Here is a 13,474-nt window from a genome sequence, read left to right on the forward strand (position 1 = left end):
TTTATCGTAATTTTTGATACTAAATAAAGTAATTCCAAAATAAATTCAGCATAGTTTTTATCTGCCTGAATGCCATTCTTGGAAGAATTATAACGGCTTTTTAGTTAGAAACATTCTAACGATTAACAAATCTAAATACATTATCTAATTTGTTAAGCAAAAAAAGCTATTCATTCTGAATAGCTTTATGTTTTCTTATTTTTTCTTTCCTTCACCAGGGGGAAAATCTGCTAACATTTTTTTTATCGCTGCGGCAACAAGTTCGTCCGGATTTCCAGGCTTGCTGCTGATCTTTGTATTTCCGATCCCCTGCCAGACCAGTTTACCGGTTTTTGTCGAAACAATATCAATAATAAGGGACCCGTCAACATAGTCGTAGGTATCATAAGTGGTGTTAGCAGAGCCGGCTACCATAGCAGTTCCTCCCCAGTATCTATACGGACGGTATCTTCCTCCATAAACATAAGCAGAACCGGTGGTATTGGCTACAACTTCTGTCTTATTTTTTAGAACTGAAACGGCGTTTACTTTTACGTCAGGATTCTTAGCGGTTTCAATAAAACCTCTCGCATTCATCTCCGTGCGGATTGCATTCGTTACCCTGTCAACATTGAGCTGGCTCATCTGCCCTTCCTCAGCTTTTAAATCATAAATAGTATAAGTTCTTAATTCCCAAAAATTAGTATCACGGTCATAATCAGTTGTAACCTTTAAAGAAGGCGAACAGCTGTAAAAAAGTCCGGTTAATAGCAGTAAAATGATTGGGAGTTTAATTTTTGGCGTATTCATGGCGTAGAATTTAAAAGATTAATATTCGTTATCTATATTTTTTGGGTTTCTAAAATTATTCTGCTGACCAGATAAAGTTTTTTATTCTTTTTCTGATTTCTGATAAATTATATCCGTTTCAAACTTCTTTCCTGTAGTATGTGCTGTGACGGTTATTCTTTTTTTCTTAATGGCTAAAGTTATTTTTCTGCCGTCCTCATGCTCCAGTTCATAAGTCTTAACTGTTGTCTGCACATCTTTTTTTTCGTCTACAATCTTAAAAATCTGCGGTTCTTTGTAATCAATCCTAACTGTACACTGCTTGATGTTCTCATTCAGCATTACTGAAACATCATGTTTTTCCACTGTACTGCTGCCATCAGCTTTTTTTACATAAATTTTAGCCGTTTCATAATAATGTTCCTGGGAATAAGATACTGCTGCGGTTAATAATAAAACGATAAATAATTTATTTTTCATAATCATTGAGTTTATAAAATTTCTAATGGAGCATGCCGTATTATTATATTTTAAAATGCAGACAGACCCTTTAAAGTCTGTATCTGAAATGTATTTTCAAAAAAACAAGTTTTAAATGTATTATAGATCTAAAAATAAAAAAGCTGGGTTTTATCAACCCAGCTTTACTGTTGATCTTTCGTAATTTAACGCCTGTGATTAAGGTTCGATAAGATTAAACCATACATCAAAATTCTCAATGTTACCAATAAACTTTTTGAAGGCTTCTTTATTACCCGTTACTTTTAGTACTCCTTTTGATAACAATTGATCTACGGTTACATCCTGCGCTTCACCTGTGAGAGCCATAAGTGCTTTTCTAGGTCCGGTAATTGTAGCAGTAACTTTATCTTTTATCGGGCTTCCAACTCTGGTACTCACCGTGCCATTGCTGATTACAAGCCCTACATTTTCTTTTGTATCGGTCAATTCAAAATTAAAATTGAACTTATCTGTATTTTCTTCAGTCCCTTTGTAACGCATAGCCAGATAGTTGAAAAACATCTCTGAAGACATCCCGTTTACCATATCCGGGTTGGATGCGGAAGAATTTTTAAAAACTTTCTTGCCATAGCGGAGTTCCTGTGCCCCGGTCAGATAAAAATTACGCCATGGTCCTGATTCAGCCTGATATCCCATCTGTTCGTAAGCATCTGCAAGCAGATTTCTGGCTTTCTGATTTTTAGGTTCTGCAAAAACCACATGATTTACTATTTCTGCCACCCAGCGGTATTCTCCTTTATCATAAGACTCTTTCGCTTTTTTCAGAATATTCTCGCTGCCTCCCATTAACTCTACGTACTTCTGTCCTTCTTCTACCGGAGGCAGCGGATTTAAGTTAGCGGGATTACCGTCAAAAAAACCAAAGTACAACTGGTACTGCGCTCTTGCATTATGGCTTACCGTTCCGTAGTATCCTCTGTTTGAAAACTGGGTATCGAGCTGCTTAGGCAGTTTTAAAGTGTTTGCGATTTCCACAGGATTCATCCCTTCATTTGCCATCCTCACGGTCTGATCGTGAATGAATCTGAACAGATCTCTCTGGTTTTCCAGAAAATCCACCACTTCAGCATTCCCCCATGTAGGCCAGTGATGCGATCCAAATGAAAACTGCGCGTCTTTTCCCCATTTATCAATAGCCTTATCAATATACATACTCCATTTCTGGCCGTTTCTCACCTGCGCCCCCCTTAAAGTATAAAGGTTATGAAGCGTATGATTTACAACTTCTGCCTGCATGAAAGCTTTATAATCTGGCAGATAGCACATCATTTCAGCTGGCGCTTCAGATTCGGGTGTATAAACAAACTCAAATTTAATTCCGTCAATTATTTTGGTTTCACCCTCCTTTGAGGAAATAATATCCGTTCCGTCCAGAATTCCTGCAGTTCCCGATGCAGTTGTAGTTCCAAGCCCGGAACCTAAGGAACCTGTAGCACTTTTAGGAAGTAAATTTCCGTACATATACATTGCTCTTCTGGTCATGGCGTTCCCTGCAATCAGATTTTCGCTTACTGAGTGTTCCAGAAAACCTTCCGGAGCATATATTTTTATTCTGCCCGATTTTACATCATCTTCATTAACCACACCGCGCATTCCTCCAAAATGATCCATATGGCTGTGCGTAACAATCACGGCAGTAACAGGAAGGTCTTCTAAATGTTTCCTAACAAGCCTCATTCCTGCCTCTACTGTTTCTTTAACTGTCAGCGGGTCTATGATAATCCATCCTGTTTTTCCTCTGATCACCGACATATTGGCGAGATCAAATCCTCTGATCTGATAGATTCCTTCGCTTACTTTAAATAACCCGGCCGTCGCGTTAAATCCGCTCTGTCTCCATAAACTCGGATTAACGCTTTCAGGTGCAGTACCTTTAAGGAAATCAAACTGTTTAAAATTATAAAATCTGCCAATAGTATCCTGCGGATAAGCAGCAATTAGACCTTTATTTACATTTTTCAGATCTGTCTGGTCCTTAAAATCCAGATAATCGTACAATGCTTTATTAGCCGCTATAGTGTATGAAGTCGGCGGATTACTTTTTGGTTGATTCTGGGCTGCTGCCGCTGCTGCGAGCATAAGCGAACAGCATAAAATTATTTTTTTCATACTATAATTATTGGTTGTTTTGATTCTGATTTTTTAAGGCCTGCATTGTTTTTTTCATTCCTCCGCCAAAAACATAAGTGTATTTAACAGTGAATAAGGAGCCGTTTGGAGCATAATCATTACCTCCGGCAGCTGTAATGTAATTAATCCCGAACTGATGAAACAGCGAGGGACTGTAATTAAAAGTTCCTCCTACACCTGCTACAGACTGTGAGTCCTCTTGTGCAATCCCGTCTTTTTTCGTTTCTCCTCCTACACGACCCGCAGCATCAGCAGAGATCCAAAATTTCTGGTTGAAATTGTAAACGGCATGCAGTGTTAATCCGTAAAATGCTTTCTGCTCAAGCTTCGAAGGAGTGCCTGAGGGAAGAAGATTAGGCAGGGCATTGTTTCGGGTAAAAAATTTAGCGTTTAGATAGGCTTCGAAATCCCAGTTATCCACCGGCACTGTTAAAGCAATTTCAGGTTTAAACTGCCAGCGGTTTCCTCCCGGATTGAGAAGCTGAGAGTCCGAATACGATCCTGTAGGCATTGTAACTGCAAGTGACCACGCTAAAGCCAGCTGTTTTTTGGTCTGCAGAAATTGAGGAAAAGAAAGGGCATCACCGCCAATAATATTGGTGCCCAAAACAACCATGATATCACCCATCCCCGATTTATTGGCATTGTAGCCTAAAATATCGGCATCAATATTCACATAGGGAAGCATGACCTGAACACCTGCAGTTTTTCCTGCAAGATTAAAAAAATTAGCATAACGCACATAACCTATATGCGCATTAATATCAATATCTCTGTTAGGAATTGTAATAGCCCCATCGATTGTGGAATTGGTAGTCTGCAGAAGGTATCCTCCCTGCAGCATTTGCATGCCTATTGGATAATTCTGATAAATTTTAGCCTCGGTAGCATTCTGGCTGACAGCCATCTGAATAGTCATCAGAAAAATTAAAGTAGCGTATAGTTTATTCATAAGCATTTGTTTTTCCTAAAATTAAAAAGAAATTATTAAATATAATGCGTACATCACAAAAATTAAACAAAACATCAAACGATCAGTCCCATTCTAACAAATAACACAGAAACAAAACCGAAACACTGTTAATAAGACAATTTACATTTACTTACTTTTTACCATTTACGTAAGAAACTTACAAATGGTTTTAATAAGTTTTATATACCTATGTTTCGTTTAAATCCTAAGTATTATTTTTTCTTAAAATAATATATAAAACACTTATTTTTAACATTTATACGTGTTAAAAAATAAAAATACAAGTAAATAAGTTCTTAACTTAATCATAAAGTCAAAATTAATTTCTTTTGCTGGCACAGTGTTTGAAAATAATTTTTCAACTCTGGCTTTTACTCTGCAGTAAAACAGAATTGAAAATGCAGCTTTTAATAATATGAAATAGTACAGATTTAAAAGCATTTTATAGCTGCATATTTCTCATTCATTTTTATTAAACTGTTACTGAATTGAACAATCAGTAACTCAAACCAAAAACATTTATGATAAGTAAAAATTTCCTTTTTTCGTTAGCAACAGTATGCCTGCTTGGACAATCAATTTTCAGCCAGAATATTAATGATACTCCCTCACTTGGTCTTCCAGGCGATAATCTGGATTTATATGCCGTTCTGGATCTTTTTCAAAAATCAAAAACTATTGAAGATTTTGAAAAATCACTGAATGATAAAAATTCAGGCATTAATAATCTTGATTTAGATCTTGATAAAAAAGTGGATTTTATCAAAGTTACTTCTAAAAGCGAAGGCTCTGATTTTACTTTTGTGCTTCAGGATCCGGTAAGCAAAACTGAAACACAGGATATTGCCGTTATTTTAGTGGACAAGGATAAATCCGGAAAAGTAAACCTGCAGATTGTTGGTGATGAGGATTTGTACGGTAAAAACTATGTCATTGAACCTAAAACAACAGCGACAGCCGCAGTTACTGCTAACCCTGCTTACAGCGGATCAGATCCAGCCAAAAGTGCTCCTGCTTCACAGGCTGTCGTGGTAGAAAAAGTTCCAGTTGTGCAGTATATCTATTCGCCTGCCTATGTTCCCTACTATCCGCCGTATTATTATGGATACTATCCGCCTTACTATATACCTTTTGCGGCTATATCTGTAGCAGTTTATGCTCATCATCATTACCATCATCATCATCATTATTACGGCGGTCATTACGGAGGAGGCGGTACAGTAATTATTCATAATAAAAATGTATATAATAACTATAACATAAACAGAAGCCGATCAAATACTGTAGTTACCAATAGAGAAAGCGGAAAATACCGCACCGCTGCGAATTCCAGCAATAGGCAGCAGGCAAGAAGTTCAGAACAGAGAAGCAGTAAATACAATAAGGGAGCATCAACACAGACCCGTAAGCACAGCCAGGCATCAAACAGACCTGCAAAAAATTACAGTCAGCCACAGAGATCTTCTGCATTAAAAACTACACCGCATGCAGCAGTGAAAAGACCTGTTCGTTCTAAGATGTAGACCTACTTGGAGTCTTTTATAAACATTGGTTCAATTTAATAACATTAAATAAATTATCCTTCGATCCCCAACAGGACATCCAAACCAAAAAGTTGAAGCCATATAAAGACAGCTTCTACTTCCAGTATGACAATTTCTTTAAATCATTCATAAAATGGTTTGTAAATTGTTCAGTAAGGGTCACTAAAAAAACTCTAAATCAATGATTTAGAGTTTTTTTTTTATTCCCTTTACTACTATTTACCAGTAAATTTAAAAAATAGCTACTTTCATTTCTAAACTCACTTTTTCCGTTTTAAATTTATTCACTATTGCTTTGGAAAAATATCTGACCAAGCTTCTCTAATGCTTTCTCGATTTTTGGCTCCCAGACATTGCAGTAATTTAATCTTAAATAATTATCATATTCCTTTTTTGCAGAAAATAATTCACCTGGCGCATAACTTATTCCTTTTTCTATGGCATAATCATATAATAATAAAGGATTTATACGAACCGGTAATTCGATCCACAATACAATTCCGCCATTTGGACAGCTAATTTTTGTTCCATTCGGGAAGTGTTTCTCAATTAATTCTGTAGCACGAAGCAAATTTTTATGAAGTTCTAATCGATATCTTTGCAAATGACGGTCATAAATACCTGAACTTAATAATTGCTGCACTACTCGTTGATTAAAATTAGATGTTGAGCCATTATACATCCATTTAATTCTCGATACTTCAGATAAGAAACGCCCCGGAGCACACCAACCTATTCGAAATCCCGGAACCAAAGTTTTGGTAAAAGAACTACAATACATTACCCAGCCATTTTTATCATATGCTTTGATTGTATCAGGTCTGCTTCCGTTGAAAAAAATTTCTCCATAAAGATCATCTTCAATAATTGGAATATTTCTATTATTGGCAAAATTTGCAAGTTGTTTTTTTGTTTCAGTACTTATACAAGCTCCATCAGGATTGTTGAAATTGCTGACAAACAAACAGGCTTTTATTTGAAGCCTTTTGGTTATGTTTTCAATATCCGTAAACTTAATTCCAGTTTCTGGATCAGAAGGTATTGTTGCGAGTTTCAAATCAAGACATTCAAGAATTTGCAGAATTCCATAATAACAAGGGTCCTGAACAAGTACGGTATCACCTGGTTGCGTTACAGCTTTCAGGCAGCATAACAAAGCTTCTTTTGCACCATTTGTTATAATTACTTCATCGGCATAAAAATTACCATTCCATAAAAATGACCGCTTTGAGATTTCCTCACGAAGTTCTTTATTTCCATTTCGTTGTTCTAAAGTAAGATAAGTTCCTGTAATATCTCTTGATACATTTTGAATTGCACGTTTGATTCCATTAAAAGGCAATAAACGATGGTCTGGTATTGCATTGGCAAAAGACACAAAATCTGCTCCACTCTCTTCTTTATGTATCTTCTGTAAAAGTTCATCAATATATACCTCACTTTCTGAGAAAGAAGCAGGCAATGATCTCGGTATAGGAAGTTTTTTTACTGATTGATGTCTTACAAAATAGCCAGATCTTTCTTTTGAATCGATTATCCCTTTATCAATCAAATAGTTAAAACTTTGAAGAATCGTACCGACACTCGCGTTATTTTCTTTTTGTAAATGACGGAGAGACGGCAATTTGTCTCCAGCTTTATAAACACCTTCCTCTATCATGGAGGCGATTTTATTTGCGAGATTTATATAAACAGGTTCTTTCATTAGGCAAAGATAATAATCTGTTACAGTAAAATATTCAAAATCTGTATCTGTTTTAGTATTAGTTAATTTTAGAAGTTTGCTATGTCTAATTATTAAATAAAATCAAATGAAACTTCAAACCAATATTACATTTTTCATCATGTTATAAACATCTATTAATGCACAAAATAAAACTATGAGCAATACTCAACAATCAGAAAAAACAGTTAGAGATTTTTTAGAAATTGTTCGCTCAGGAAAAGATCCTGAAAGAGCCGCAGAATTTATGTCTGAATCTGTCAAAGCCAATCAATTGAACTCTGAACATCAAGAGGTAATTATGAGAACACCCGCGAACTATTCGGAACATGTAAAAGATTTTATAAAAATGTACGGGAATTATAAGCTTGAAATTACCGAGTTAATAGCCAATGGCGATAAAGTGTATGCACGATGGGAGCAATTAGGAAAACAAATGACCGACATTGATAACTTTAAAGCAACAGAACTTCCAGTAACCATAATTAATCATGCAACTTTCAGAATATCAAAGGGAAAAATCGTAGAATATTGGATCGCTACAGATCGAAAAGGTACAGAATTGCAATTACAAGCAAACGAAAAACTGAGTGAATCGCAGCAACCTAAGAGTGTACCATATTCAGATGCCGTAAAGTCAGGCGACAATCTTTATATATCCGGTCAACTGGGTTTAAATCATACAACTGGGAAATTTAATGAGGGAGATTTTGAATCTGAAGCAAAACAGGCTATGGATAATATTGGTCTTATCCTAAACAAACAGGGCCTTACGTTTAATAATCTGGTAAATGTAACAATTTATCTTACTAATATGGGAAATTACAATACTATAAATAAAATTTATTCTACGTATTTTCAAAGTAATTTCCCTGCAAGAATCTGTATTGCAGTTAAAGAATTGCCACGTAAGGGAAATATAGAAATTGCCGCCGTTGCAAATTTTAAAAAATAAAAGTTTGAATATATTAAATTTAAAAAATGATTACACTGGTAAAATTTGAAAAAGAAATGTACGAACAGTTAATTTCGTGGGTAGAAAGTGAGGAAGATTTAATGCTTTTTGCCGGTCCTAAATTTACTTTTCCTCTTACCACAGAGCAATTGGATGCTTCTTTAACAAACGAACAACGTTTTGCTTTTCAGGTAATTAATGAAGGTAATAATTTACCCATTGGTCATTGTGAAATTTATTTGACAGATGAGATTGCTGTCTTAGGCAGAATTTTAATTGGAGACAAATCATATCGTGGTCAAGGTTTTGGAAAAGCAATTATAATAGCACTTTTAGAGCATATCAAATTGAATATTGATCGTTCAAAAATAGAATTAAATGTTTTTGATTTTAATAGTAATGCCATAAAATGCTACGAGAAAGTCGGTTTTAGAATAAATCAAGACAAGAAATCTGAGATATCCTTCAAAGATAAAAGTTGGACTTTATTGAATATGAGGATTGAATAATTAGTTTTTAACATTTAACCCTTACGATACATACAAACCGCTTTCAAATAAATTCAAATAAATTCAAATAAATAGGACAAGTAATTGTCTTACAAATTCACTTGTATGTAAGTCAATTTCTTTAAATCGTTCATAAAATGGTTTGTAAATTGTGAAGTAGACGTCACAAAAAAATCCCATTTCTAACGAAATGGGATTTTTTTTTTATCTTTGAAATGCAGGATTTTTAATCCAAATGGCTTTATCTTTGAGCTTCTAGAAAATCGATATTCATTATGGAACAGAAAATACATCAGGGGAAAAACGTCAAACGTTTTAGAGAAATGCTTAACATAAAGCAGGAAGCATTAGCTTATGATCTCGGAAATGACTGGAATCAGAAGAAAATTTCTATGCTCGAGCAAAAAGATGTAATTGAAGATAATCTGTTGAAACAAATCTCAGCGGTATTAAAAATTCCTGTGGAAGCTTTTCAGAACTTTGATGAAGAACAAGCTATTAATATTATTTCTAATACTTTTGGAGATAATGCTTGTGTTGGAAATCCAAATTCTTCATTCAACTTTAATCCTATCGAAGAGCTAAAAAAACTTCACGAAGAAAAAATTGCTTTATACGAGCGTATGCTGAAAGAGAAAGATGAAATGATGGTGAGGCTTGAGAAATTGATTGGTAAATAATTATTCATTCTAAGATATATTAAAACAAAAAAGAGACTTTCGAGTCTCTTTTTTTTGTTTTAGAACATTATGTATGCGTGCGAAGTCATGAGATATTCGCATAGATTTCATAAGAACACTTTGTAGAGCGAGGGATATTATTGGATGTATTGGCTTAGCTTGTGCTCTGAATTTTGCTTGAAAATTCAGTTCGGAATTTTTATTTGTAATCTTTTATTATAAATTTACCCAACTGTCGCAAAGGGCAAACTGTTAGTTTGAATTCAATAAAAAGTCAAAAAAAATATGAAATTAATTCAATCAATCACCTTTATTTTATTATTTATAACACAATTGGGTTTTGCACAAAGTAAGAAAGAAAAATTAGAACAACTTTTTGAATTTTACAATCAACAAAATCTATTTAACGGTTCTGTTTTTATTTCTGAAAAAGGAGAAACTTTACTAGATAAAGGTTATGGATTATCAAATGTAGCTTTAAAAAAGGAAAATAACGCTAACAGCATTTTTCAAATATATTCCATTACAAAAACTTTTACAGCAACGGTAATTTTAAAATTAGTAGAAGAAAAAAAACTTTCATTACAGGATAAACTTTCAAAGTTCTATCCGGATTATCCCGATGCAAGTGCTATTTCAATTGAAAGTTTGTTAACCCATACCTCTGGAGTTTATGACTATACCAGAGGAAATGATATGAAAGACCAAACGGAAAAATCATTTATTGAATTTCAAAAAACAAAACCTTTGGATTTTCCAGTTGGAACTGATTGGAGTTATTCTAACTCTGGATATTATTTTCTAGGCTATGTAATTCAAAAAGTTACTGGAATAAGTTACGAAAAAGCAGTTGAAAAATACATATTTAAACCATTGAAAATGAAGCATAGTGGTTTTGCTTTTAAAAATCTGAAAAGTGAAAATAAAGTCATTGGCTATGAGATTTTTTCTGAAAAAGAACAAAAACCATCGATTGTTTATGATCCGCCTATGCCTTTTGCAGCTGGTGGAATATACTCAACTGTTGAAGATTTAAACAAATATTATAATGGACTAAAAAATTACAAAATAATCTCCAAAGAAAATTTAGAAAAAGCATATACACCTTTCAAAAAAAATTATGGTTATGGTTGGATTACAATGCGAATGTTTGGAAAAATGACAGTTGGTCATAGTGGTTATGGAGCTGGTTTTTGTAGCAATTTTGTTCAAATTCCCGAAGATGATATCTGCATTATACTGCTTACAAATACAGAAAGAGGTTTAAACACTGCCACTTATGCTATTATAAAAACTTTGTATAATTTGTATAATAAAGATTATAAAATTCCAATTATAGCCAACGTAAGCTCAGAAACTTTAAACCAATATGTAGGAACTTATCAAGTAGAAGACAATTTTGTAGTTTACCTTACAATTGAAAACAATAAATTAAAATTACAAAGTGGAAACGGGCCCACAACTATTCTATATCCTGTAAAAGAAAATTTATTTTACGCTGAAGAATTAATGGGTGATGTAATTTTTGAAAGAAACGAGACTTCACAAATAGAGTCATTAAATTTTCATGTAGGAAATCAACTAAAAAAAGCAACAAAAATATTTCCTTCTTGGGGAATTGTAGGAACTGCCACAGAAAAAGGCTGGGAAGGTCCTGATGCAAAACTTTTTGAAACTGAAACAAAAGGAATTTGGACAATTAAAAATGTGGCTTTAAAAACAGGAGAGCTTAAATTTCGTTTTAATGACGATTGGACTTTAAATTTTGGAAAAGATATGAGCGACGGAATAATGCCAAAAGGAGATAGTATTGAAGTTTTAACAGGCGTTTATGACATTATTTTGGACATAACTGATTACGAAAAACCAAAATACAAAATTTTCAAGAAAACTTAAAAGTTTGTAAATTGTTCCGTAAGGGCACAAAAAATCCCTAAAGAAATAGATCTCTGTCAGCATCCCAGTTCTTCTCCAAAGCTTCAAAATATTCTATTTTCACACCATCAATTTTTTGATAAATCTCCCTGCTAACTTTGTCCGGAAAAGTATTTAATTCTGAAAAATTAGCCGTTAAAATCATTCTTCCGTATCCAAACAAAACAGAAGTAATACCAAGCAGTATATCTGTATTTCCCCAATCACTTACCAGCATCAATAAGGTTGATGCCGATAATAAAATTACAATCCAGTTTAGATTAGTAAAACGGCTCCAGTCTATCATTCCGTATTGTACCAGCGAACCTGCCAGGATAAGATTAAAGAAACCGGCTATAAAAAAGTAAGATAAAAAAACTTCATTTACATTTAGAATATTTACAAGATCAAATAAAATTAAAATTCCAGTAATTATTGTAAAAATTCCAGACTGTATGAACAATCCCCATACCTCTAATTTTGTTTTATTGGCAAGAGAGAAAAAAATCTCGCAGCCACCATTTATAATCAGTAAAAAAGCAGAAAACCCAATGATGTAAAACTCTATAGAATGCGTAATTAATAAAGAGATGCACCATGTAATATTAAACAGCAAACCACTGACGAAAAATATAGAATTAAAGCGAAGCTTTTCGATCATAAATTTAGGAATGCTTTGAACCTTACTTTTTTTTGTCACATTAAGTTTCATTCAATGATTTCTTTAAAAATTTAATATATTATTTTTTACTTGCAAATTTAGCTTTTTGAATGAGAATGCTAAAAATAATATGTCACATAAACAGGTCTTAAAGTCACTTTTAAAATCAAACATAAAAAAATCTGCATCGAAAGAAGCAGATTTTGTATAATTTAAAGAAATTAATCTTAGTTATTGGTCACCGAGAGCTTAACTTCAATATTGGATCTTGTCGCATTTGAATAAGGACAAATTTGATGGGCTTTTTCTGTTAATTCCTGAGCTTCTTCAATAGAAACTCCCGGAATATTCACATCGAGTTCTGCTGCAAGACCAAAACCACCGTCTTGATTCTGCCCTATGCTTACTTTTGCAGCTACTGAAGTTTCACCAGTTTGAATTTTCGATTTACTAATGATCAAATTTAATGCGCTATCAAAGCACGCTGCATATCCTGCTGCGAAAAGCATTTCCGGATTGGTAAAATCATCATTGGCTCCACCTAAAGCTTTAGGCATTCTTACCTCAAGGTTCAAAATTCCGTTTTCGCTTTTTACCTGTCCGTTTCTTCCGCCTTTTGCAATAACACTTGTAGTATATAATGTTTTCATTTTATTTTTGAATTTTATTTAAAATTTTCTGAACAGTTTCTTTGAGTTCCGATAGATCTTCTATCGTCAGATTTAGTTTTTCCTGCATTTTTGCCGGAATTTCACATGCTTTTTGCTGCAAATTTTTTCCCTTATCGGCTAAAAAAACTTCAACTACTCTTTCATCTTCCTTTTTTCTTTTTCTAATGATAAAACCTTTAACTTCAAGTCTTTTCAGAAGCGGCGTTAAGGTACCGCTGTCGAGAAACAGTTTTTCACCAACCTGATTTACAGTCAATCCATCCTTCTCCCAAAGCACCATCATCACAAGATATTGCGGGTAGGTAATATCAAGTTCATCAAGAAATGGCCTGTACAAACCGATAATTTCTTTTGAAATAACGTAAAGCGGAAAACAAAGTTGGTTTCCCAATTTGAGCGGGTGGTGATTTTCCATAATCTGATG

Annotated in this window: 13 protein-coding genes; 5 read left to right on the top strand and 8 right to left on the bottom strand. The window is 34.0% G+C overall.

Annotation, left to right across the window (positions count from 1 at the left end; all coding sequences use genetic code 11):
- Nucleotides 1–195: 195 nt before the first annotated feature.
- From RC62_RS02825 to RC62_RS02840, 4 genes are all read right to left on the bottom strand, one after another.
- The gene (locus tag RC62_RS02825; protein WP_055092418.1) at nt 196–789 is read right to left on the bottom strand and encodes a DUF4136 domain-containing protein; all 594 of its coding nucleotides are present in this window, start codon (nt 787–789) and stop codon (nt 196–198) included.
- 81 nt (nt 790–870) lie between these two features.
- Nucleotides 871–1,248, bottom strand: a complete 378-nt coding sequence (locus tag RC62_RS02830; protein ID WP_055092420.1) for a hypothetical protein — start codon at nt 1,246–1,248, stop codon at nt 871–873.
- A 198-nt stretch (nt 1,249–1,446) separates the two neighbouring features.
- Entirely contained in the window at nt 1,447–3,399 is a 1,953-nt protein-coding gene (locus RC62_RS02835; RefSeq protein ID WP_082421194.1) for an alkyl/aryl-sulfatase, read from the bottom strand.
- 7 nt (nt 3,400–3,406) lie between these two features.
- Nucleotides 3,407–4,372 carry a transporter gene (locus RC62_RS02840; protein WP_055092424.1) on the bottom strand — a complete coding sequence of 322 codons (966 nt, stop codon included), beginning with the start codon at nt 4,370–4,372 and terminating at the stop codon, nt 3,407–3,409.
- A gap of 542 nt (nt 4,373–4,914) precedes the next feature.
- On the opposite strand from RC62_RS02840, the gene RC62_RS02845 reads away from it, so the two are divergent.
- The gene (locus tag RC62_RS02845; protein WP_055092426.1) at nt 4,915–5,916 is read left to right on the top strand and encodes a hypothetical protein; all 1,002 of its coding nucleotides are present in this window, start codon (nt 4,915–4,917) and stop codon (nt 5,914–5,916) included.
- 301 nt (nt 5,917–6,217) lie between these two features.
- Here RC62_RS02845 and RC62_RS02850 read toward each other — a convergent pair whose 3' ends face one another.
- On the bottom strand, nt 6,218–7,642 hold the full coding sequence (locus RC62_RS02850) for a PLP-dependent aminotransferase family protein (RefSeq protein WP_055092428.1): 1,425 nt from the start codon (nt 7,640–7,642) through the stop codon (nt 6,218–6,220).
- 175 nt (nt 7,643–7,817) lie between these two features.
- Here RC62_RS02850 and RC62_RS02855 point away from each other — a divergent pair, with 175 nt between their 5' ends.
- The 4 genes from RC62_RS02855 to RC62_RS02870 all read left to right on the top strand — a co-directional run bounded on the left by RC62_RS02855 (nt 7,818) and on the right by RC62_RS02870 (nt 11,700).
- On the top strand, nt 7,818–8,615 hold the full coding sequence (locus RC62_RS02855) for a Rid family detoxifying hydrolase (RefSeq protein ID WP_055092430.1): 798 nt from the start codon (nt 7,818–7,820) through the stop codon (nt 8,613–8,615).
- Between the two features lie 26 nt (nt 8,616–8,641).
- Entirely contained in the window at nt 8,642–9,124 is a 483-nt protein-coding gene (locus RC62_RS02860) for a GNAT family N-acetyltransferase (protein WP_055092432.1), read from the top strand.
- A gap of 275 nt (nt 9,125–9,399) precedes the next feature.
- A complete protein-coding gene (locus RC62_RS02865) occupies nt 9,400–9,804 on the top strand; it encodes a helix-turn-helix domain-containing protein (RefSeq protein WP_055092434.1) in 405 nt (134 codons plus the stop codon).
- 285 nt (nt 9,805–10,089) lie between these two features.
- Nucleotides 10,090–11,700 (top strand): serine hydrolase, encoded by a 1,611-nt coding sequence (locus tag RC62_RS02870; RefSeq protein ID WP_055092436.1) that lies wholly within the window; start codon nt 10,090–10,092, stop codon nt 11,698–11,700.
- 37 nt (nt 11,701–11,737) lie between these two features.
- On the opposite strand, the gene RC62_RS02875 is transcribed toward RC62_RS02870, so the two are convergent.
- The 3 genes from RC62_RS02875 to RC62_RS02885 all read right to left on the bottom strand — a co-directional run bounded on the left by RC62_RS02875 (nt 11,738) and on the right by RC62_RS02885 (nt 13,465).
- Nucleotides 11,738–12,430 carry a hypothetical protein gene (locus tag RC62_RS02875; RefSeq protein ID WP_055092438.1) on the bottom strand — a complete coding sequence of 231 codons (693 nt, stop codon included), beginning with the start codon at nt 12,428–12,430 and terminating at the stop codon, nt 11,738–11,740.
- 176 nt (nt 12,431–12,606) lie between these two features.
- Entirely contained in the window at nt 12,607–13,029 is a 423-nt protein-coding gene (locus tag RC62_RS02880; protein WP_055092440.1) for an organic hydroperoxide resistance protein, read from the bottom strand.
- 1 nt (nt 13,030) lies between these two features.
- A complete protein-coding gene (locus RC62_RS02885; RefSeq protein ID WP_055092443.1) occupies nt 13,031–13,465 on the bottom strand; it encodes a MarR family winged helix-turn-helix transcriptional regulator in 435 nt (144 codons plus the stop codon).
- Nucleotides 13,466–13,474 lie beyond the last annotated feature (9 nt).

Origin of the sequence: Flavobacterium aquidurense (assembly GCF_001404985.1) — a bacterium.
GTDB classification, from domain to species: Bacteria; Bacteroidota; Bacteroidia; order Flavobacteriales; family Flavobacteriaceae; genus Flavobacterium; species Flavobacterium aquidurense_B.

Coding starts and splice junctions, on each gene's coding strand:
- RC62_RS02825 (WP_055092418.1), bottom strand. CDS start 789: ATGAATACGCCAAAAATTAAACTCCCAATCATTTTACTGCTATTAACC.
- RC62_RS02830 (WP_055092420.1), bottom strand. CDS start 1,248: ATGAAAAATAAATTATTTATCGTTTTATTATTAACCGCAGCAGTATCT.
- RC62_RS02835 (WP_082421194.1), bottom strand. CDS start 3,399: ATGAAAAAAATAATTTTATGCTGTTCGCTTATGCTCGCAGCAGCGGCA.
- RC62_RS02840 (WP_055092424.1), bottom strand. CDS start 4,372: ATGAATAAACTATACGCTACTTTAATTTTTCTGATGACTATTCAGATG.
- RC62_RS02845 (WP_055092426.1), top strand. CDS start 4,915: ATGATAAGTAAAAATTTCCTTTTTTCGTTAGCAACAGTATGCCTGCTT.
- RC62_RS02850 (WP_055092428.1), bottom strand. CDS start 7,642: ATGAAAGAACCTGTTTATATAAATCTCGCAAATAAAATCGCCTCCATG.
- RC62_RS02855 (WP_055092430.1), top strand. CDS start 7,818: ATGAGCAATACTCAACAATCAGAAAAAACAGTTAGAGATTTTTTAGAA.
- RC62_RS02860 (WP_055092432.1), top strand. CDS start 8,642: ATGATTACACTGGTAAAATTTGAAAAAGAAATGTACGAACAGTTAATT.
- RC62_RS02865 (WP_055092434.1), top strand. CDS start 9,400: ATGGAACAGAAAATACATCAGGGGAAAAACGTCAAACGTTTTAGAGAA.
- RC62_RS02870 (WP_055092436.1), top strand. CDS start 10,090: ATGAAATTAATTCAATCAATCACCTTTATTTTATTATTTATAACACAA.
- RC62_RS02875 (WP_055092438.1), bottom strand. CDS start 12,430: ATGAAACTTAATGTGACAAAAAAAAGTAAGGTTCAAAGCATTCCTAAA.
- RC62_RS02880 (WP_055092440.1), bottom strand. CDS start 13,029: ATGAAAACATTATATACTACAAGTGTTATTGCAAAAGGCGGAAGAAAC.
- RC62_RS02885 (WP_055092443.1), bottom strand. CDS start 13,465: ATGGAAAATCACCACCCGCTCAAATTGGGAAACCAACTTTGTTTTCCG.